The following is a 17,777-nucleotide window of genomic DNA, read 5'->3' as shown; positions in this document are numbered from 1 at the left end:
TTTGAATTTGAAGATCAGAAAAAGAATATTTCCCTATATAAAGTGAGAAGAGAGAGTCTCAAGGAATTTTCCAATATCTTTTTTATATAAACTATCTGTGATTTTTAAGGAGAAGAATTCATAATCATTCATATCTTTTTTTTTATCAAAATTAATATTTCCCTTTAATGAAATATTTTTCATGATTTTATTGATATCTATTTAAAATTTAAACAAATATAAGTAAAAGACAAATTTCTTTACATTATGTTTTTTATAAGAAATTTCTAAATCTAATAAATAATAATTTCCCTATTTAAGAGTTAATTAATTTTCCTAGGATGTATAAGAAAGAATTAGTTAAAGAAAAAATTACAGTTAATAGAGATGCAATAACGGGTAATAAATTGAACCACAATTGCGAAGTTGTCATCTTTGAATCAATAGGCAGAAAATTGGTTCTTTTTTTAATTCTTATTTGTAACCAAAAAATAGATAATGGATAAATAATTCTTGAGAAAGTAATTATCAATGAAGGTAAAATACCTTGTTTTGAATAAAGTAAAAATCCTGAAAAAAAGTATAACGCCCAAATTAGAACCCTTTGAATCAAAATTAAGCCCTTGCTTTTGCCAGACATTATTAATTATTTAATTTTTATAATTTTAGTCATTTTATATCTTTCAAAAAAAATGTTATTTATAATTACTTTTTCTTTACGTATAATTTTCCATTCATTTTTAAGAAATAATTCATAACTTATTAAACTAGCTTCAGTTGAAAGAGAATCTAAACCCTCTTTTTTAGCTTCATCTTCTAATTTATGAAGTAAATTAGAGCCATAGCCTTTTCTTTGGAATTTACCCTTACAGTAAAATAGTGCAATTCTATCGGTGGGATATCTTGTGGCAAAAGCAATAATTATTCCTTGTTTACTTATAAGCCATCCTTTTCCTTGAATTATTGACTTTTCAAAATTTGGGTTATTCCAAGCTTGGCTTGACCAGGCTCTTTTCTGTTCTTGACTATAAATCTTTTCATCTAAAGATTGAATTGAATCAAAATAAACCTTCTTTAATTCCAGTTGATCTTTAATGGTGATTTGTCTTAAATTCATATACAAGTCTTTTATTTAATATGCCTAGTAAAAATATAGTGGCAATTGGGGGAGGAGGGTTTGGACGTTCATTAGGCTCTCTTGAAATTGAAAAATATATAGTTTCTTTAAGTAATAAAAAAAGACCTAAAATTTGCTTTATACCAACAGCATCAGGCGATAGTAGTTTGTATAAACTAAATTTTTATAGAGCATTTTCTAAACTTGATTGTATAACAAGCCATATTGACTTCTTCTCTAGAACAGAAAACTTAGAAGAGAAAGTTTTAACTCAAGATATTATTTATGTTGGCGGTGGAAATACAAAAAGTATGTTAGCTGTTTGGAAAGAATGGAATTTACATAAAATCCTGCGAAATGCTTATGAAAAAGGAATTGTAATGAGTGGTGTAAGTGCTGGAGCTATTTGTTGGTTTGATAAAGGTATAACTGATTCTTATGCTAATGAATTAGCCATAATTGATTGCTTAGGCATAGTTGAAGGTATTGCCTGCCCGCATTTCGATGAAGAGAAAGAGAGGGAACCTTACGTTAATGATGTTATTCAGAGAGAAATTATTGAATCTTGTATATGTATTGAGGCCAATTGTGCCTTGCATATTAAAAATGATTTTGACTATTCTTCAATTGATTTTGGTAATGGCAGAAACTGCTTTAGAGTTGCAAGGGAAAATAATAATAATGTAAAGAAAGAAATTATTTGAATAGAAAACATTTTTAATATCTTTTAGATCTCATCATTCTTCGAGATAGAAGTAAATTCAATTCCTTTGTATTTTACGAAAGATGCAGTCCATACTTCTTTTGAGAGATTGCCAAGGTATTTTAGAAACTGTTGTGTATCACCATCTCTTATCCATTCAGATTTAATGAATGGAAGCTCTTTCTGCATTCTTTTAGGATGCATATGAACAAGGAGCAAACCTTTTTCTTCAGAAGCCCTTTTTAAAGCACCTTCATCACTTCTTTGAAACACTCTCATTAGAAGATTTAAAATTACCTCTTCTCCAAGTTTCTTGAAATTTTCTGATTCCTCTAAATTATCTTTAATTTCTTTACCTCCAAGAGGCATTGCTCTAACTAAGTTTTGCTCTATTAAAGCTATTGCAATTAGATAATCTTGGCTAGCCATATTCTAAAATAATACTTTTTTTGTTATTCTAACCTCTCGAGTTCATGAAAATCTTTCATGGATTAAATATCTGCGATAAGAAGAAAGGAAATAATTTATTAATTATTTTCTAATAAAATTGAACTATTGTTTTTTTAATTAGTAAAACTAAAAATTTTATTAGTCATGAGGTTTTTTTTATTTTTATTTTTCGGTGTTTTTGTAGGTCTTTATTTATCATGGCCCGGTTTAGTAATACCAGAAAATTGGAAATGTTTTAATCAAATTATTGCAAAATCTGCAGAAGATAAAATTTCTTTAAAAGCTGCATTAGAGATTTCCCCCAGTTATTTTCTAAAGGCTAAGAATAAAAAGAAGACTTCCAAAATAAGAATCGTAGCAGATGCGTGTTTTCGTTAATATGTTGAGTGACTAAATATGACTCATAAATAATGAACAATAATATAAGATTTGAATTATCATTTAAAAATATTTCTCAGTTAGAAGATAAACTTAATTTCTGCAAATTAAATAATATCAAAAATATTAATATTCCCTGTAAAGGACTTATTAAGAAGGATTTATTTAATTCAACTATTAAATATATATCAAAAAACTATAATGAATTTAATGTGACCTATCACTATAGTCTTTTCCATCAATATTCAAAAAATAAAGAAAAATCGTATCAGGAATTTTTAGATTTTGTTAAAAGTTCTCAGACTAATAAAAATTATGAAATTCTGCTTGTATCGGGATCAAATAAGAAAAAAAACTTTGACTCAGTTGATGTATTAGCTTATTTAAAACAAGAAAAAAATTTAAAAGTTAAATTAGGTATAGCTTACAATCCATATTTGAAGAAATACTATAATATTTCTTCAGAAAGAGAAAGGTTTGAAAAAAAATTTTCGACTGGGTTAATAAATTCTATTTGGTTTCAATATGGTACAGATATTAAAGTTCTTCAGAATGAGGTGACTTATCTTAAAAACGTAGCAAAAGAAGAAAAATTAAATTTATTTGGAAGTTTATTTATTCCTTCTAAACAATTTATAGCACGGTTTAAATTTCGTCCTTGGAGAGAGGTATATATATCTGAAAAGTGTTTATGTGCCTTGGAGAATTTTTTTGATTTCACAAACGATTTAGTTAGTTTTTATAAAAAAAATAATATTACACCTGTTATTGAATCTGATTTTTCATCATCTGAGAAACTTTATTCTGTTTCTAGATTTTTAGAAAATGCAAGATAATTTCTGTCAATATTAAATCTATGAAAAGTGATGTTACTTATGACTTATTAATAATAGGTGGTGGTATATCTGCGTGTGTTTTTGCTTCGAAATTTCTGAATAATAATAATACAAAAAAAGTTGGATTAATTGAAATTGGTCGTGGACTTGGAGGGAGATCAAGTACAAGAATGAGCAAAAAATATAAAGGATGGAAACTAAACCATGGTTCTCCAAATTTTAATATATCTAACAGTAAAAATAATCTTCTATTAAAAAGATATATTGATGAATTATTGAAAAATAAATATATAAAAATTGACGACTCAGATAAATTTTTTCTAAATGAGGATTCTAATTTTGAAACAATAAAAGAATCTGAATTTTCTTGTGGGGTTAATTATCTATCTTTAGATTCCATGAGTGATTTATCGAAAAAGATAATTGAGTCAAATAATTTAAAAGAGAAAATTGATTTTTTCTTTGAAACTTTAATAGTTGATATGAAGTTTAATGATAAGGAATGGTTACTAACATCAAAAAATGGCGATAAATTCAAGTCTAAATATCTAATTTGTTCAACTAATTTGTTGTTACATAAGAGGTCTTTAAAAATATTAAACGTAAATCAAATTCCATTAAGAAAAGCTATTCCTATTAATACTGATAAAAAAATAGATTTAATATTGAATTCCTTGGAAGAACAAACATTTATTCCAAGGTTAACTTTTTTAATTTATACAAATGAAAATTATAGTTATAAGGATTATTATTCAAAAAAACAAAGATATTTTTATTTAAAAAATAATTTAGAAAATAAATATAGATTTGAAAGAATCATTTTTCAGCTGCAAGATAATAATAAATTAGGAATTGTAGTACATTCAAAAAATGCAGAGTTAATTAATTCTTTTGTAAGTTTAAAAGATGAAGAAGTTTTTAAACAAAAAATAATTACAAATTTCAATAAACTTTTTGAAGGGAATTCTTTAGTAAATAAATTAACTTTTGATGAAAAGATATCTATTATGAAATGGAGAGCTTCACAGCCTTCTGGCCTTGCCGTACCATTATCTTTACAATTTAGTAGTAAATATAGAATTGGTTTTTGCGGAGACTGGTTCGAAGGAGATGGATTTGGCAGAATTGAAGGCTCAATTTTAAGTGCTTTAATATTAGAGAAAAAAATTAAAGACGTATTTAAATAATTTTTTTCAGAATATGATCTATGTCAGTGTTCTTTTCAATTATGAATTTATTTGTATTATTTTTTATGATATGGGGTTGGAATTTTTCGTAATAAATGCTCCAAGATTTTAAGAAATCATTCTCAGCTTGTTTTTTATCCTTACCCCTTTCTTTTATATCTCTTTGGACAACTCTTTTCATGCACTCATTTTTATTAGTTTTTATCTCTAAAAAAATATAATTCTTATTATTTAAAGTGTTTGAAAATTCTCTAGCAAATATACCCTCAACAATTAAAAAACTAATATTATTTGTTTCGTTTAAGATATTTTGAATTGCTTTTTTTTCGAAATTATAATAACGATCACAGATTGAAATCCCATTCTTATAAATAAAATCAAAATCTTTTTTGAATAGTTTATTATTAAAACTAATACTTCTATCAAAAAAACCTTCTACAAATTTTGGTAGTAATTTACTTATTATCCCTGTCTTATAGTAATTGTCGGTGCTTAATACAATACCATTTTTATTTTTCTTTATTATTTGATTTGATAAAGTTGTTTTCCCGCTTCCGGAAGGTCCACTTATAAAAATAAGATTCATTTTTTTGACCTGTTCTTTAATAAGATTTTAACTTTACTATTAATAAATACATTTAAATTTTGAATATTCATTTTAACTTTTTTTTAGTTTTTAAAATAATTTAGAATACCTTGCAATGGCTCGTAAGCTTGCATAAATATTAAATATGTGTCTTTATATAATTGTAAATAAATTATTTCTATGCAGTTAGTTTTTATCTAGTAATTAATTCCTCGGGAATTTGATAATATTAAACTGAGTAGCTAATTTTATTACTTATATATTGCAATGATTTCTAAATTTCTCAGCAAACTAAAATCAATTTTATTTAAAAGTGCAGTAACTTCTGAAACTCCTTTAAAGAAAGAAAAAAAAGCAGCAAAGTCTGCAAAAACAAAAACAAAAACAAAAACCAAAGCGGTAAATTCTAAGAAAAATATTGAAACTTTGACTACACTTCCAGGTGTTGGAGCAAAAAGCGCAAAAGCTTTGTACGAGGCTGGATTTAAAACAACAAAGGCAGTTATTGCAGCAGATGAAAAAGATCTTTTAGCTGTGTCAGGTGTTGGAGTAAATCTTGTTAAGAAGCTTAAAAAGCTTAAGTAGTTAAAATTTTATTTTTAAACCTTTCTGAAATATATGTAATATCAACTGATATTCAAAAAATTTATGAGCTAAAGAAAACTATCTCCTTCTTGCTTTTCTTCTCTGTTGCAATTTTCTTTTATATTTTTCAATAGGGGTTTCATGATGCCTAAGTCTTTTTAAATCTGCAAAAATTCCAGATTTAGATACTTGTCTCTTAAATCTTCTAAGGGCCGATTCAATTCCCTCGTTCTCTCCTACTGTAACTTGTGTCAAAATTTTCTAAATAAATTATATTCTAACACTTCAACAGACATTTTTAAACTAAAAGCTTCCACTACTAGGGTGACGATTTATTTGCTAATTTTCAGCCCACTCCACAAATCTCTTTTTATTATTTTTTATATCTTGTAATGATTCAAAATAATATTTTTCCCAATTATCTTTAGGTAGTCCAAGAAATAACATTAGGTTTAATGGGTATTGATTGCTATCAGCACAATTTCTAAAATCATCCCTGAATAAAAAGATTTCCTTTTTTAAAGCAATAGCGATCCCTAATTCAATCATTACACCTTCATCTGGTGGATTTCCATTGACTATCGCAAAAATACAATCACATTCTTTTAAATCAAGGAAATTACTTCTTGCAACCTCATATGCCCACTCACTTTCTTGTTTTATTAATCTATTTGCTCTTTCAAAAGGTTCAAATACTTCTACATTTAAATCATTGAAGATTTCAATAAATTCATGTAAGAGGGTTTTAGTTTGTTTTGAAAATCCATATGGATTAGCCAAATATAATTTCTTTCTCAACTTAAACCTCTTTTTTTTATGTAATCTTCGCGGTCACTTTTTGAATTTAAAGTATTTTCCCAAGGGAAAACAATCCATTGAGTTTTTTTTGTTATATGTACTGTATTCCACCATGTAGGTTTGATTTTACTAAATAATACAAAAAACATTGCTCCTTCAATATTCTTGAAGGTCGTCAATGTAATACCTGTTTCATAAACATCATCTACTATTAGTGAATTCTTTATTGGTTCTGAAATTAATTCAATTTTTAATTTATGGCTTAGTGCTACAGCAAGACATAATCCGCCACGAGGAACTCCATATATTCCTGAAAATTCCTTAAAGCTACATTTATTAGCTATTTGTTCTACGCTCTTATCAAATTCGCTCCAAGTAAAATAACTTATCATCTTAATTTTCGTTTTTTTCTGTTGTTTTAGCATAATTTGAAGCAATTACACTTAAAAGTGCTACTATTTGTTCGTTTGGGCAATTAGTATTTTTTTTTAAATTTTCACATTCATTTATTATCTTGGCGTATGTATTCTCAACTATCCCGTTCATTTGATCGATACTAAAAGAATATGGTTTATTCATTTTTAAATTATTAGTTATTTTATTTTTACTTAAATATCCAACGAAGTAAATATTTTTATTATTTAAAGATAAAATTATTCCCACATGGGGTCATTTAATTTTTCATTTTTAATTGAGGAAGGAACATAAGTATGTAAAGTTTCAATTTTTATAGCCCATTTTTTTGAGTTTCCCTTTAAAGTTTCGCTTTCAATTAGGTTTGTTAGGGGAATCCTTTTTCTAACTTTAAGAAGACCTAAACAAACTTCCCAGGCTTCATGATTTTTATAAATTTCTAACCAAAAATCAAAAATATTTTCCAAGATTTCTAAAGGGATATCAAATGGAATCCCAATTGAAGGTCTTGCAATTAAATAATTTTTGTTTCTTAGTTCATTTAATAGATTATTTACGTTTAAATTAATAGCTAAGAGAATATCTTTTGCTGATTCATTACCTATTAATTCTTTTCTATGGCAATCTAATAGATTTTCATCCTCAAGTATATTTTCATCGCAATTTTTTATTCCAACAATCCAAAACCCTTCTCCATTATTCACTCCACTAGCAAGAAATAGATATTGAGGTGAATTCTCCAAGACTTCATATTATTTTTCCATTTTTAACATTTTTTGCTTGATATGAAAATAATTTAGCTGCGCAATTAACAATATGAAGTCCCCGTAAAAAAATATTGTTGTTATAGTTAGATTTTTAGAAATGTTTGATTTAAGAGAACTAAAACTAATGTTTTTAGATCCTACTGATTTAATAATTAATAATATAAATAAATATCTTTATAGTAATAAAGCAATTAAATTTATTTTTTCTTAGGAAATAATTTTCCTATCTTCTCCTTTTGCAAGTATTCTTTTTGAGTTCTTATTTTTTTGTCTTCTAGGGATTCTTTATTAGTACTTACAGCATAAATAATATAGAAAATCATGCCAGAAAATATTAATCCTACAAAAATTATGAATATTCCTATAGGTTCACTGGGACTAAATATTTTTAGATCTAAAGCTGTATTTAGGGAAATTATCATCAATAAACTAATTCCTTAAATTAATTTTATGGAAATCTATTTGATTTCCTCGTATCCAAAAAATGTTGCATTGTCTGAACTTTTATACCCATTTGCGGCTTCCTGTGGGTTTTGACTGTCAATTTTTCTTGCTTTAGCATGAATCATGTTGAATGGAAAAATCACAGCTCCTACAAAAAAATGAAGGATTAAGAAATCTGAAGGTAATCCATTTGTCCAATCAGGAAAAAATAGCAATGTCATCAATGATTCGTACATATTTGTAGTCAAATAAACCTCTGACTATTATTACTGAACTTATCGCAATACTTTTATTTATTAATAAATTGAAATTTAATTTGCTTTTAATAATTATCAGATTTAATTGAAAAGACAATTTTATAATATTATTATATTACTTAGAAACTATTGATTAATAGCTGTTGTTTAAATTATTTTTTGTCTTACTTTTATTTATAACTTTTCAATTAAAACCTGCAATAGGTATAGCTTTTGATACGTCAGATCCTAGTGTTAGTTTGCTGCAAAATAGGATCTCAAATAATTTCTCCAGGAAGTATTGCACCGCTATTAAAAATGGTTTTTCTAAAGATGAAGCAATGAAATCAGCTATCGTAAAAACTGAGAACATTATATCTTTCTCTTACAATCCTCAGAAAAAATGGATTGAAAAAAGTGACTTGGCTAATCAAATCTCATTGCAAGTAGTAAATGATTGTGGATGGTCATTTGGATTAATGGGAAAGGAGGGAGTTGATTATTTTAAATCATATTTTCTTGAAATTTATGAAAAAACTACTCCAGACAAAAATTTTTCTAGATAGATTAGGTTAATGAACAATATTTCAGACAAATTAGTAATGACAATCATATTGATTACTATTCTTTTTGTATTTGGATTGATTTTTTCAGTAAAGTCACCAGAGAGAAAGGTTATAGATTCACCAATAATGTGGAAAGATGACTACACTAATATTTCGCTTTTTAGGAACAATAAAATAAATTCAGAAATAAAAAGAATAATTTAATAAAAACATTGCTTACTAAATTAAATTATCCTATTCAACAATATAAATAATATATTTTCGAATCTCAATCAATTTATCGTTTCATTTTTAATTTAAGTAATTCAAAAGAACCGACGCAAGTTTCAAATCGTCATTAAACCATGCTCGTATCGCCATAGCTCTTCGAGGATCATAAAAATTTTGTTTTCTGTACCAACTAAGAACTTCTGAATCTGATTTCTTCCCATTACATGACAAACAACATGGTACGCAATTACTTGTACTGCTAATCCCACCTTTTGACATTGGGTGAAGGTGGTCGAGTGATTCTGAGGGTTTACCGCAATAAATACATTTATAATTAGTAACTTTATTAAGTGACTCTCTCCAATTTTTATTACTTATCTTGGGGCAAAACTGATCAAGGTAAATTGCATCTTGTCTATGCATAAAATTCTTGATATTTTTTTTTGATAATAACAGTTTTTTTTAAAGTATGATTGAAAAAGATAAAATAAGACTTCTTAAAGCAAATGATTCTTATGAAAAGAATAATTTTTACTTATTAATACAAAGTGCAATTTATAGTAAATGCTTTATTTGTTAACTATATTATTTGGAAATTTTGATCATTCTTTATTTAAAAGTATTTATATTTTTTTGATATCGTTTATTTCTAATACGTTCTCAGCGATTTCTGGAGGAGGAGCGGGATTATTACAATTACCAGCATTGATTTTATCTGGAGTTCCTTATTATCAGGCTCTGGCTAGTCATAAATTAGCTACAGTAGCACTAGGAATAGGGGGTTCCTTAAGAAATTACAAATCTTTAGGTAATGATATAAGTGTTGCTTGGCAAATTTTAATTTTTGGATTGCCAGGAGTAATTTTTGGAGCTTCTGTAGTTGAATATATATCAGAAAAGTACTTATACATAATTTTAGGCATAATATCCATATTATTAGCTTTTTACTCATTCCTTAAACCAGATTTAGGTATGACATCTGGTAATAAAAAGCTTAATTTTGTTCATAAATTTAGATTTTTAATTTCTATTTTTCTTATAGGTATATTAAATGGTTCTATTTCTTCAGGAACTGGATTGCTTGTGACAATTCTATTAATAAAAACTTTTGAAATGGATTTTCTTCGAGCCATAAGTATGACATTTTTTACTGTTGGGATTTTTTGGAATTTTGTCGGAGCAGTATTTTTGGCAAGAGTAGGATCGGTTCCATTTAATTTATTAATAGTTTTAATAATTGGTTCCTTTACAGGAGGATTTTTCGGAGCTCACCTGTCAAAATTAAATGGGAATATACTTATTAAGAAAACTTTTATAACGGTTTGTATTTTGGTTGGTATAAGCTTGTTGATTAAATCCATAAAAAGCTTTTTATAAAATTAGTGTAGGATAGCAGTACATTCTGGTAAAAATCCTAAAGCAAGCTTATAAATTAAAAAATAAATTATTATCTTTATTCATTATTAAAGGGATTAATTAATTACTCGTTTTATTAAATAAAACTTTTAAAGAGGCCTTATTTTAAAAACCATAAAAAAAGGCCTCACATATGTGGGGCCGGGTGATGGGGAACTTTATTTTTAAACCAATTTCTTAAAAAATGCAACCCCCTATCTGTAGCGCAATGATTGTAAACTAAATACACTACAGGTAGTGGTTTAATGATTTTCTCATATGTGAATTAATAAATTCTGAAATAATTTTTTGATTTTAAAGTTTATTAGAAAAAAATCCTATTTTATGATTTCAAATGTTTTTGGAAATTTTACTTGTTAAAAATGTCCTGCACAGTATTATTCGTAAGAACTTCGCTAGTAAAAAGTTTTAATGATTGAATTAACTTTACTAACTCTTTTGAATTATGTTGGGGATAATTTCTGTGAGTATAGAAATCTAGGTCACGATAACTATAAATCTTTACTTCTTTCCTACAGTGATGCAAGTAATAAATTTGGTCCATTAGAGGTTAAAAAGGTTATTGAGAAGTCTGAAAATTTTAAAGTTACGGCTGTTGCTATTGCTGCAATTAAGTGCCCTCAGCATATAGTTAAGTAATGAAGCTTGAATTAAAAACTGAAAAAGAAAATTATTCAAAATCATTTTTACAATTTTTCGGTATATTTTTTTTTCTTACGTTAATTATTATCTTTAGTAATGTTGCACTCAAATTAGGAATCATATCTAGAAATCATAAAATTGAATACAATTGCAGGCTTTTATCTGTTGATAAATCTAAGCTTCATTTCGAAAAATTATCTAGGCTTTCTAATTTGAAAAGTAAACAACAGATTTGGGAATTTTGCAGGGAGGTTTTTAAATAATAGTTAGCTAGATGCAGAAGAATAGAACTTTAATGCAAATAACCAAAACTTTCTTGAATTAATAAGAAATATTGTCGCTACAATAATTTCAAGCAATATTTTCCAAAATACAGAAAGTCCGAGAAAAACTTCAGAAGGAATTGTAGTTATAAAAGCAATAGGAATAAAAACACTAAAAAAGATTCTTAAAGAAAATGAAAATGAACTTAGAGGAAATCTTCCAATATAAAGGAATGATCTTAATACTTCTATTGCATTCCAGGTCTTAACAAACCAAATAGTAGTAGTAGATATAAAAAACCATAAGCTATATAAAATACAAATCGAGCAACTAATTGTAATCAAGGATAGGGTCATAAAACTTAAATTTAAATTGATTTGATTTATTCTTATGCAGAAGAACAACATTAAAAATCCCAGCATTATTTCTAAAAATCCAGATGGATTTATTTTTTTTAATGAAATAAAAAATTGACTATCAATAGGTTTTAAAAGTACGAAGTCTAATGTTCCTTCTCTTATGTGTTTAACTATTTCTGTAAGATTAGGATTAAACCATGTATTAGTTATCCCATTCAAAATTGTATAAATAGCTTGGATTATTAGTGCCTGTTCAAATTTCCACCCTCCAATATATCCACTATTTTGAAAGAAAATAGATAATAGAAAAATACTCCCTACTAAACTTAAAATTGCGGTAATTAAATCAACTAATATATTTGTCTTATACTCTAATTCAGAAGCTAAAGAAGTATGTAAGAATTTTTTATAAACTTTTAGATATTTTCTTAAATTCATGACCCCATTGCTGTATATTTTTTTGTTCCTTCAGACCAGATTTTCTTAAATAATGGGAAAAGTATAAAAATCCATAGAATTTGCATAATTAAACCTCCACTAATATTTGTTTCATTACCTGAAAGTAAGTTTGCAGGGAAATCAATTAGATATGGAAAAGGAGTCAAATAAATCCAAGATTTAACATATGCGGGAAATGAAACTACTGGTGCTAAAAGACCTGAGAGAAATAAAGTTGGAATAAATAACAATCTTTCTATCGATGACGCTTTCTCTGTCCAGAAACATAGACATGCAACTATTGACTGAATTAAAAATTGAATTAAGAAGGATAAGAAAGTAGATACTATCGATAAAAGTAAAATACCTAAATTTGGTATCCATATACTTTCTGGATTAAAAACAAAAAAGAAAAATGCGATTATTAGTGCGAAAGGAAATCTTGTTATTTGTTCTGCAAGATGTTGTGCAAAATATCTGTAAAATGGATTTAAAGGTTGAATTAAATAAGGAGATACCTTCCCCATAAGAGAATCTTCTTCAAAACTAAATACAACCCAAACTACAGAAAACTGTCTTACAAAAAAAGCACATAAGAAATACCTTGAAAGCAATATATCACTAATGTTTATGGATTCATTTAGATTATTATTTGTCCAAATGTTTAACATGAAAAAAGGAATAATCCCTGAAATTGCCCACAATGCAATTTCTACCCTATACTCCAACATGTTTGAATATTGCACTTTTAATAAAGTGAATATTTTACGGTTAATTAAATTAGATATCATAATCTTTTTTGATTAATACCTTCCCAATAACTTCATCTATGGGTGGTTCATTTATAAAAAGGTCTACAATATCAAAATTATTTAGGATAGTTTTTAGTGAAGAAATAATAGAGTTGTTTTCAATTTTTATAGTGATTTCATTCTTTATTTTATTTTTAACAGTAAAACCTGAATTTTCTAATTTAATTGTATCCTCTTCTGATCGACAAACTATTAATATTTCTTTAACAGGAGAAAGTTTCTTTAATAAAAGGTCAAGTTTTCCATCATATGATATCTCCCCTTCGTGCACACATATAACTCTCTTGCATAGCGATGTAATATCTTTCATGTAATGGCTTGTTAGGCATATCGTTGCATTAGTTTCTTTATTATATTTTTGAAGGAATTTTCTTAAATTTCTCTGTGCATTAATATCTAATCCAAGTGTCGGCTCGTCTAAAAATAGAATATTTGGTTCATGTATCAAAGCTGCTAGTAATTCTGATTTCATACGCTGTCCTAGTGAAAGTTTTCTAACAGGTATGAAAAGCTCTTCATCAATTTCAAGCATTTCCGATAGTTTTTTTATTCTCTTTTTAGCTTCGAACTTATCTAAATCATATATTGATGCATTCAAATAGAATGATTCAATAGGTGGAAGATCCCATATAAGCTGTTGCTTTTGACCCATTATTAAGGTGATATTTTTTAGGAAATTTTCTTTTCTTCTGAAAGGTAAATAGCCTGAAACCAAAATCGAACCTTCACTTGGATAAATTAAGCCACAAAGCATTTTTAATATTGTTGTTTTCCCAGCTCCATTAGCACCAAGAAAACCTACTATTTCTCCTTCTTTAATTTCAAAACTTATATCTTTGATAACTTTTAAACTTTTTGTTTGTCTTCTAAAAAAATGTTTAATTGTTCCTTTTAAGCCTGGTTCTTTGGAAGAGATATCAAATGACTTAGATAAATTTTTTACATCGATAATATTTTGAGCCATTTAAAATTTTAATTACTGAAATTTAATATTTAAAAAAATTGTTAAATTTATTTTATTTTAGAAAATTTTTTAACCAATCAAAAAATATCTTTAAACGATACAACAAGCCAGATAAAAAAGTTAATTGGATTAAGTAACTCGCTTACATTATTTTTATTTTCATAATTTAATCCTCTTAAAAAAACAAATATAAAGTTATTATCTTGTTTATCATAATTTTTCTTTATCACATTACCATTTTCGTCGAGAAGATCAATTTCATCCTCAAAAAACCATTGCTCTTTTCCATTAGATAATTGCAAGACAACTCCAATACCTTTGCCATCCGTTATTCTGAAATCACTTACCTTAGCCAATGAAGAAACATTGATTGCATCAATAGTTTCTTTGTTAAGTCTATCCTTAGATAGTTCTAGGTTAACTTGAACAGAATTTCCAATCTTAACCTTATCTAAAATTGACATTTTTAGGTCATTATACCTAGTGATAAAGGATTTATGCGATTAATTCAGAATTATTGATTTATTTCAATAATTAAGATTTTTTGAAAACAGCCTCTAGGATTCTCTTTATTGAAATTGTTAATACTCTCAAAAACACAAAAAACAGACCTAACCAACCTAATATGACAGCTATTGATAACATGCTTGAACCTAAATCACGTTGTAGCAAATTCTGCATATAATTTTCTAAATTAGATAAATCTTACTCTACTTTATTAAATAACTTATTAAAGATGTAAATGTTCAAAATTCAGAATTTTTTTTAAATTCTTTTTTATTGACGTATTTAATAGATATGATTTGTGAGTTAAAATTTAGTTAGAAATTAATTTAATATTTTGGACCTATCTTTGAATTCATACATTGGAATACTTTTTATCATTACTGGATTATTAGTTAGAGTTGACTTGAAATTTTCTATTCAAAAAGATCTCAAATAATTTTTAATAAACTCTTTTTAGTTAAGACTTTATAATTTTGCATTTTTATAATGGCATTAACTACTGCAAATACTAAAAAAAGCAGCTGTTAAGCTGCTTCTAAATGGTGGCGGGGGGGAGATTTGAACTTCCGACCTTCGGGTTATGAGCCCGACGAGCTACCAGACTGCTCTACCCCGCGTCATATACATAGCATACATGTGAAGAGGTTATTTTTTCTGTTTTTTAGGATTCTTGGAATTTTACTTTACCTTTAACTTCAAGTCGCACACCTTCAGAAAAATTAAACACCTTTTCTTCTATGTCTTGAATTCTTAAGTCAGATATCCACTCTAACTGTTTTAGTAAGTGAAGACTAACAGCATGCTTTGCTCTTTTTGAACCGTCTTCTACTTTTAAAGCTAAACCTATCCCTTCATTTACTTTACAAAGACACTGTATCCCTTCGGCCCCACCTTTACCTATAACGTTCCCATGAGAAGCTTTAATTATTTCTGTATCAAATTTATTGTTATCACTTATCATTGTGGGATTCATTATCATGGCTCTACTGATTTGTTCTAATTCAGCGTTTTCTGAACTGCTCAGAAGTGAATATAATCTCGAAATTTCTAATAGTTTTAAATAAAGAGTGGGCGCACCACAATCATCACGTTCTGCATTTATTTCAGATGACGGGATTTCAAGTAATTCAGAAACAATTCGGAATATTTCTATTTGAAGAGGATGATCTCCCTTTAAGTAACTATCTAATGGCCAATTCATTTTTTTGCATGTAGCTAAAAATGCAGCATGTTTACCAGAACAATTATGTTCTAATGGACTTGTCTTGGATTTTGGACATTTAAGATTATTAATGTCAATGTCATATTCCCATAAAATTTTGAATGCTTCCCTTGAATGGAGTTTTGATCCACTATGTGACCCGCATGCCAAAGCAATTGATTTTGATTCATTATTAATTTTTGATGCAGCTCCACTACTAACGAAAGGTATTGCCTGAAAAGGTTTTAGTGCTGACCTTATGAAACTTTTATATTCTGGATTTCCTGCGCACATTAAAACCCTTCCTTTCTTATCAGTAATAACAGCATGAATTTTATGGATCGATTCAATATTTGATCCTCTAATTAAGGTTGCTTGTAAGGGAGGATTGTTAGAGGTGTAGAGGTTTTTGAAATTAGAACTCATTTAGAAATTGTGATATTGAAAAATTAAAATACCAGACAAAGCTAAGACTGAAATAATAGAAAAAATTTGAATTAAATTTTTTAAAATAGGTTTTACTTCAATTGAGGCAATAAGTGATTCTTTTTCTTTCAAAACTAATGGCTTTTCCCATACTTGGCCGTCATACCACCCGGATTCTTCGTATTCTACTTTTTCAGATATTAATCTATTAAATATATGATTCCATCCTAAATATAATCTTATTGAAATTAAAAGAGGTATTGATAAGCTGCTAAAAAAGCTCAATAGAATGTACCTTAAAGGGGATGTTTTAAAATATACACTTCCTGAAGAAATGACAAGAAATAGAACAAAAGCCCCAATCCAGAATTTTATCAAAACAAGAATTAGTGACTTTTTTGTTTTTGGCCAAGAAAAAATTTTAGATTTTGATAATTCTATGAATTCATTTGTGGGTTGTTGCTCTCTAGGGACAGGACACTTAGACTCGTTCATAAAATATATTATGGAAATATAAGTTTATCTCCATTACTCCAAAACGATTCAAGGTCATAATATTTTCTTATTTCTGGTTGAAAAATATTAACTATCAAATCACCATAATCAAGTAAAGCCCATTTCGCTTCGTTGACCCCTTCTTTTCGTATAGGTTCAATTTTAGCCTTCTCTCTAAGTTCTCCCTCTACAGAGTTAGTTATAGATCTGACTTGTACATCAGATAATCCTTCTGCAATCAAAATCCATTCACTTATAAAAGATACTTTGTCAATTTTTATTAGTTTTATATCTTTTGCCTTTTTTTCATCACATGCTTTAGCTGCCATTAAAACCAAACTTTTATTGTCCATAAACATTTTCGCTTGAAACTGATTTTTCTGAACCTTCTTGCTGAGATAATTCTGATCTTGCTTTTTCTGCACTTTTTCTTAAAGCCTCTAATCTATCTTCAAAGAAACCTCTTTTTTTCTTTTTTCGTGTTTTATCTATTAACTCTTTTAAGGCTCCGCCAAGACTTTTATACGCATTTGGAATGCTATATCCAAATCTACAAGCAAGATCTATAGCTCTTTCATCTGCATATATAGCATCTTGAAGTTTTTTTTCAGAATTATTTTTTAAATATAATCTATAACCTGCAAAACTTGATAAACCTAGAGCGAGTAATAAAAGTAAACCATCTTGTACCCACAACTCTCCAATAGCCCCTCCAAGTCCTATGGCGAGAGCTGCCATTTCCCATCCATCTCTGGGAATTGTGTCATTCTGAATTTTCCCAACCTCGTGCCAAAATAATAGATTTCTGTGGTCAATAGCAAAGTTATCCCATTCATCTAAATCTATTTGAATTTCTACTTCGTCACGACCGATTTCCTCAAGTGTTATTAAAGGTGGGTCTATAGCCGCAGCAGCTTCAACAAATACCCAACTTTCATTCTCTGGAGGCAACAAATTTTTAAGTCGCTGAAGTTCGCTCATAAAATATTAATTTCTT

General features: G+C 27.6%; 30 protein-coding genes and 1 tRNA gene. 9 read left to right on the top strand and 22 right to left on the bottom strand.

Annotation, left to right across the window (positions count from 1 at the left end):
• Positions 1 to 33: 33 nt before the first annotated feature.
• Complete coding sequence (locus EU98_RS09910) at positions 34 to 183, bottom strand: hypothetical protein (RefSeq protein ID WP_193743023.1); 150 nt, start codon at positions 181 to 183, stop codon at positions 34 to 36.
• A gap of 442 nt (positions 184 to 625) precedes the next feature.
• Positions 626 to 1,096 carry a GNAT family N-acetyltransferase gene (locus EU98_RS03150; protein WP_032516003.1) on the bottom strand — a complete coding sequence of 157 codons (471 nt, stop codon included), beginning with the start codon at positions 1,094 to 1,096 and terminating at the stop codon, positions 626 to 628.
• Between the two features lie 20 nt (positions 1,097 to 1,116).
• On the opposite strand from EU98_RS03150, the gene EU98_RS03155 reads away from it, so the two are divergent.
• Complete coding sequence (locus EU98_RS03155) at positions 1,117 to 1,800, top strand: peptidase E (protein WP_032516002.1); 684 nt, start codon at positions 1,117 to 1,119, stop codon at positions 1,798 to 1,800.
• Between the two features lie 23 nt (positions 1,801 to 1,823).
• Here EU98_RS03155 and EU98_RS03160 read toward each other — a convergent pair whose 3' ends face one another.
• The gene (locus EU98_RS03160) at positions 1,824 to 2,228 is read right to left on the bottom strand and encodes a hypothetical protein (RefSeq protein ID WP_025894594.1); all 405 of its coding nucleotides are present in this window, start codon (positions 2,226 to 2,228) and stop codon (positions 1,824 to 1,826) included.
• Between the two features lie 165 nt (positions 2,229 to 2,393).
• On the opposite strand from EU98_RS03160, the gene EU98_RS03165 reads away from it, so the two are divergent.
• The 3 genes from EU98_RS03165 to EU98_RS03175 are packed head-to-tail and all read left to right on the top strand — an operon-like array spanning position 2,394 to position 4,650.
• Positions 2,394 to 2,627, top strand: a complete 234-nt coding sequence (locus EU98_RS03165; protein WP_032516001.1) for a hypothetical protein — start codon at positions 2,394 to 2,396, stop codon at positions 2,625 to 2,627.
• A gap of 32 nt (positions 2,628 to 2,659) precedes the next feature.
• Entirely contained in the window at positions 2,660 to 3,463 is an 804-nt protein-coding gene (locus tag EU98_RS03170; protein WP_032516000.1) for an alpha/beta hydrolase-fold protein, read from the top strand.
• A 20-nt stretch (positions 3,464 to 3,483) separates the two neighbouring features.
• Entirely contained in the window at positions 3,484 to 4,650 is a 1,167-nt protein-coding gene (locus EU98_RS03175; RefSeq protein ID WP_032515999.1) for an NAD(P)-binding protein, read from the top strand.
• On the opposite strand, the gene EU98_RS03180 is transcribed toward EU98_RS03175, so the two are convergent.
• Positions 4,643 to 5,236, bottom strand: coding sequence for a uridine kinase family protein (locus EU98_RS03180; RefSeq protein ID WP_032515998.1), 594 nt, complete (start codon positions 5,234 to 5,236; stop codon positions 4,643 to 4,645). The two genes, EU98_RS03175 and EU98_RS03180, sit on opposite strands and share 8 nt — an antisense overlap.
• A gap of 267 nt (positions 5,237 to 5,503) precedes the next feature.
• Here EU98_RS03180 and EU98_RS03185 point away from each other — a divergent pair, with 267 nt between their 5' ends.
• Positions 5,504 to 5,821 (top strand): helix-hairpin-helix domain-containing protein, encoded by a 318-nt coding sequence (locus tag EU98_RS03185; protein ID WP_032515997.1) that lies wholly within the window; start codon positions 5,504 to 5,506, stop codon positions 5,819 to 5,821.
• A 78-nt stretch (positions 5,822 to 5,899) separates the two neighbouring features.
• Here EU98_RS03185 and rpsU read toward each other — a convergent pair whose 3' ends face one another.
• The 7 genes from rpsU to EU98_RS03210 form a co-directional block, all read right to left on the bottom strand.
• A complete protein-coding gene (gene rpsU, locus EU98_RS03190; RefSeq protein ID WP_002806486.1) occupies positions 5,900 to 6,076 on the bottom strand; it encodes a 30S ribosomal protein S21 in 177 nt (58 codons plus the stop codon).
• 84 nt (positions 6,077 to 6,160) lie between these two features.
• Positions 6,161 to 6,619: a nucleoside 2-deoxyribosyltransferase gene (locus tag EU98_RS03195; protein ID WP_032515996.1), complete on the bottom strand. Its 459-nt coding sequence runs from the start codon at positions 6,617 to 6,619 to the stop codon at positions 6,161 to 6,163.
• Positions 6,616 to 7,011 (bottom strand): phosphoribosyltransferase, encoded by a 396-nt coding sequence (locus EU98_RS03200; protein WP_052045508.1) that lies wholly within the window; start codon positions 7,009 to 7,011, stop codon positions 6,616 to 6,618. The genes EU98_RS03195 and EU98_RS03200 overlap by 4 nt, the downstream gene beginning before the upstream one ends.
• Position 7,012: 1 nt before the next feature.
• The gene (locus EU98_RS0109030; protein ID WP_241466396.1) at positions 7,013 to 7,282 is read right to left on the bottom strand and encodes a hypothetical protein; all 270 of its coding nucleotides are present in this window, start codon (positions 7,280 to 7,282) and stop codon (positions 7,013 to 7,015) included.
• On the bottom strand, positions 7,273 to 7,776 hold the full coding sequence (locus EU98_RS03205; protein ID WP_032515995.1) for a hypothetical protein: 504 nt from the start codon (positions 7,774 to 7,776) through the stop codon (positions 7,273 to 7,275). The genes EU98_RS0109030 and EU98_RS03205 overlap by 10 nt, the downstream gene beginning before the upstream one ends.
• Positions 7,777 to 7,997: 221 nt before the next feature.
• On the bottom strand, positions 7,998 to 8,222 hold the full coding sequence (locus EU98_RS0109025; protein ID WP_032515994.1) for a hypothetical protein: 225 nt from the start codon (positions 8,220 to 8,222) through the stop codon (positions 7,998 to 8,000).
• Positions 8,223 to 8,258: 36 nt separating this feature from the next.
• Positions 8,259 to 8,465, bottom strand: a complete 207-nt coding sequence (locus EU98_RS03210; RefSeq protein ID WP_241466395.1) for a hypothetical protein — start codon at positions 8,463 to 8,465, stop codon at positions 8,259 to 8,261.
• 179 nt (positions 8,466 to 8,644) lie between these two features.
• Here EU98_RS03210 and EU98_RS03215 point away from each other — a divergent pair, with 179 nt between their 5' ends.
• Together EU98_RS03215 and EU98_RS0109020 are read left to right on the top strand one after the other, a co-directional pair.
• Positions 8,645 to 9,046, top strand: a complete 402-nt coding sequence (locus EU98_RS03215) for a hypothetical protein (RefSeq protein ID WP_032515992.1) — start codon at positions 8,645 to 8,647, stop codon at positions 9,044 to 9,046.
• A gap of 9 nt (positions 9,047 to 9,055) precedes the next feature.
• Positions 9,056 to 9,250 carry a hypothetical protein gene (locus EU98_RS0109020; protein WP_032515991.1) on the top strand — a complete coding sequence of 65 codons (195 nt, stop codon included), beginning with the start codon at positions 9,056 to 9,058 and terminating at the stop codon, positions 9,248 to 9,250.
• Positions 9,251 to 9,337: 87 nt separating this feature from the next.
• On the opposite strand, the gene EU98_RS0109015 is transcribed toward EU98_RS0109020, so the two are convergent.
• On the bottom strand, positions 9,338 to 9,679 hold the full coding sequence (locus EU98_RS0109015) for an HNH endonuclease (protein ID WP_032515990.1): 342 nt from the start codon (positions 9,677 to 9,679) through the stop codon (positions 9,338 to 9,340).
• A 141-nt stretch (positions 9,680 to 9,820) separates the two neighbouring features.
• On the opposite strand from EU98_RS0109015, the gene EU98_RS03220 reads away from it, so the two are divergent.
• Positions 9,821 to 10,633: a sulfite exporter TauE/SafE family protein gene (locus EU98_RS03220; protein WP_032515989.1), complete on the top strand. Its 813-nt coding sequence runs from the start codon at positions 9,821 to 9,823 to the stop codon at positions 10,631 to 10,633.
• 450 nt (positions 10,634 to 11,083) lie between these two features.
• Entirely contained in the window at positions 11,084 to 11,311 is a 228-nt protein-coding gene (locus tag EU98_RS03225) for a hypothetical protein (protein WP_011863020.1), read from the top strand.
• A 269-nt stretch (positions 11,312 to 11,580) separates the two neighbouring features.
• Here EU98_RS03225 and EU98_RS03235 read toward each other — a convergent pair whose 3' ends face one another.
• The 10 genes from EU98_RS03235 to EU98_RS03270 all read right to left on the bottom strand — a co-directional run bounded on the left by EU98_RS03235 (position 11,581) and on the right by EU98_RS03270 (position 17,761).
• Positions 11,581 to 12,375, bottom strand: a complete 795-nt coding sequence (locus tag EU98_RS03235) for an ABC transporter permease (RefSeq protein ID WP_032515987.1) — start codon at positions 12,373 to 12,375, stop codon at positions 11,581 to 11,583.
• The gene (locus EU98_RS03240) at positions 12,372 to 13,166 is read right to left on the bottom strand and encodes an ABC transporter permease (RefSeq protein WP_032515986.1); all 795 of its coding nucleotides are present in this window, start codon (positions 13,164 to 13,166) and stop codon (positions 12,372 to 12,374) included. Before EU98_RS03240 ends, EU98_RS03235 begins: the two co-directional genes overlap by 4 nt.
• A complete protein-coding gene (locus tag EU98_RS03245) occupies positions 13,156 to 14,151 on the bottom strand; it encodes an ABC transporter ATP-binding protein (protein ID WP_032515985.1) in 996 nt (331 codons plus the stop codon). Before EU98_RS03245 ends, EU98_RS03240 begins: the two co-directional genes overlap by 11 nt.
• A gap of 77 nt (positions 14,152 to 14,228) precedes the next feature.
• Positions 14,229 to 14,615, bottom strand: coding sequence for a cytochrome b6-f complex subunit PetP (gene petP, locus EU98_RS03250; RefSeq protein WP_032515984.1), 387 nt, complete (start codon positions 14,613 to 14,615; stop codon positions 14,229 to 14,231).
• A gap of 70 nt (positions 14,616 to 14,685) precedes the next feature.
• Positions 14,686 to 14,832 (bottom strand): hypothetical protein, encoded by a 147-nt coding sequence (locus EU98_RS09905; RefSeq protein WP_193742605.1) that lies wholly within the window; start codon positions 14,830 to 14,832, stop codon positions 14,686 to 14,688.
• A 366-nt stretch (positions 14,833 to 15,198) separates the two neighbouring features.
• A tRNA-Met gene (locus EU98_RS0109010) sits at positions 15,199 to 15,275 on the bottom strand.
• Positions 15,276 to 15,319: 44 nt separating this feature from the next.
• Entirely contained in the window at positions 15,320 to 16,285 is a 966-nt protein-coding gene (locus EU98_RS03255) for an asparaginase (RefSeq protein ID WP_032515983.1), read from the bottom strand.
• Entirely contained in the window at positions 16,286 to 16,780 is a 495-nt protein-coding gene (locus EU98_RS03260; protein ID WP_032515982.1) for a CGLD27 family protein, read from the bottom strand. It abuts the gene before it with no gap.
• A gap of 8 nt (positions 16,781 to 16,788) precedes the next feature.
• Positions 16,789 to 17,133, bottom strand: a complete 345-nt coding sequence (rsfS, locus tag EU98_RS03265; RefSeq protein WP_032516022.1) for a ribosome silencing factor — start codon at positions 17,131 to 17,133, stop codon at positions 16,789 to 16,791.
• Positions 17,123 to 17,761 carry a DUF3318 domain-containing protein gene (locus EU98_RS03270; protein WP_032515981.1) on the bottom strand — a complete coding sequence of 213 codons (639 nt, stop codon included), beginning with the start codon at positions 17,759 to 17,761 and terminating at the stop codon, positions 17,123 to 17,125. The genes rsfS and EU98_RS03270 overlap by 11 nt, the downstream gene beginning before the upstream one ends.
• Positions 17,762 to 17,777: the final 16 nt, after the last annotated feature.

The sequence above is a fragment of the Prochlorococcus marinus str. MIT 9314 genome (assembly GCF_000760035.1).
Classification (GTDB): domain Bacteria; phylum Cyanobacteriota; class Cyanobacteriia; order PCC-6307; family Cyanobiaceae; genus Prochlorococcus_A; species Prochlorococcus_A marinus_B.
This window is presented reverse-complemented; position numbering and strand designations above follow the sequence as displayed.

Bases quoted from the DNA above. Each gene is read 5' to 3' on its own strand.
- EU98_RS09910 (WP_193743023.1), bottom strand. From the start codon at position 183: ATGAAAAATATTTCATTAAAGGGAAATATTAATTTTGATAAAAAAAAA.
- EU98_RS03150 (WP_032516003.1), bottom strand. From the start codon at position 1,096: ATGAATTTAAGACAAATCACCATTAAAGATCAACTGGAATTAAAGAAG.
- EU98_RS03155 (WP_032516002.1), top strand. From the start codon at position 1,117: ATGCCTAGTAAAAATATAGTGGCAATTGGGGGAGGAGGGTTTGGACGT.
- EU98_RS03160 (WP_025894594.1), bottom strand. From the start codon at position 2,228: ATGGCTAGCCAAGATTATCTAATTGCAATAGCTTTAATAGAGCAAAAC.
- EU98_RS03165 (WP_032516001.1), top strand. From the start codon at position 2,394: ATGAGGTTTTTTTTATTTTTATTTTTCGGTGTTTTTGTAGGTCTTTAT.
- EU98_RS03170 (WP_032516000.1), top strand. From the start codon at position 2,660: ATGAACAATAATATAAGATTTGAATTATCATTTAAAAATATTTCTCAG.
- EU98_RS03175 (WP_032515999.1), top strand. From the start codon at position 3,484: ATGAAAAGTGATGTTACTTATGACTTATTAATAATAGGTGGTGGTATA.
- EU98_RS03180 (WP_032515998.1), bottom strand. From the start codon at position 5,236: ATGAATCTTATTTTTATAAGTGGACCTTCCGGAAGCGGGAAAACAACT.
- EU98_RS03185 (WP_032515997.1), top strand. From the start codon at position 5,504: ATGATTTCTAAATTTCTCAGCAAACTAAAATCAATTTTATTTAAAAGT.
- EU98_RS03200 (WP_052045508.1), bottom strand. From the start codon at position 7,011: ATGATAAGTTATTTTACTTGGAGCGAATTTGATAAGAGCGTAGAACAA.
- EU98_RS0109025 (WP_032515994.1), bottom strand. From the start codon at position 8,222: ATGATAATTTCCCTAAATACAGCTTTAGATCTAAAAATATTTAGTCCC.
- EU98_RS03210 (WP_241466395.1), bottom strand. From the start codon at position 8,465: ATGACATTGCTATTTTTTCCTGATTGGACAAATGGATTACCTTCAGAT.
- EU98_RS0109020 (WP_032515991.1), top strand. From the start codon at position 9,056: ATGAACAATATTTCAGACAAATTAGTAATGACAATCATATTGATTACT.
- EU98_RS0109015 (WP_032515990.1), bottom strand. From the start codon at position 9,679: ATGCATAGACAAGATGCAATTTACCTTGATCAGTTTTGCCCCAAGATA.
- EU98_RS03220 (WP_032515989.1), top strand. From the start codon at position 9,821: ATGCTTTATTTGTTAACTATATTATTTGGAAATTTTGATCATTCTTTA.
- EU98_RS03225 (WP_011863020.1), top strand. From the start codon at position 11,084: ATGATTGAATTAACTTTACTAACTCTTTTGAATTATGTTGGGGATAAT.
- EU98_RS03235 (WP_032515987.1), bottom strand. From the start codon at position 12,375: ATGAATTTAAGAAAATATCTAAAAGTTTATAAAAAATTCTTACATACT.
- EU98_RS03240 (WP_032515986.1), bottom strand. From the start codon at position 13,166: ATGATATCTAATTTAATTAACCGTAAAATATTCACTTTATTAAAAGTG.
- EU98_RS03245 (WP_032515985.1), bottom strand. From the start codon at position 14,151: ATGGCTCAAAATATTATCGATGTAAAAAATTTATCTAAGTCATTTGAT.
- petP (WP_032515984.1), bottom strand. From the start codon at position 14,615: ATGTCAATTTTAGATAAGGTTAAGATTGGAAATTCTGTTCAAGTTAAC.
- EU98_RS09905 (WP_193742605.1), bottom strand. From the start codon at position 14,832: ATGCAGAATTTGCTACAACGTGATTTAGGTTCAAGCATGTTATCAATA.
- EU98_RS03255 (WP_032515983.1), bottom strand. From the start codon at position 16,285: ATGAGTTCTAATTTCAAAAACCTCTACACCTCTAACAATCCTCCCTTA.
- EU98_RS03260 (WP_032515982.1), bottom strand. From the start codon at position 16,780: ATGAACGAGTCTAAGTGTCCTGTCCCTAGAGAGCAACAACCCACAAAT.
- rsfS (WP_032516022.1), bottom strand. From the start codon at position 17,133: ATGGACAATAAAAGTTTGGTTTTAATGGCAGCTAAAGCATGTGATGAA.
- EU98_RS03270 (WP_032515981.1), bottom strand. From the start codon at position 17,761: ATGAGCGAACTTCAGCGACTTAAAAATTTGTTGCCTCCAGAGAATGAA.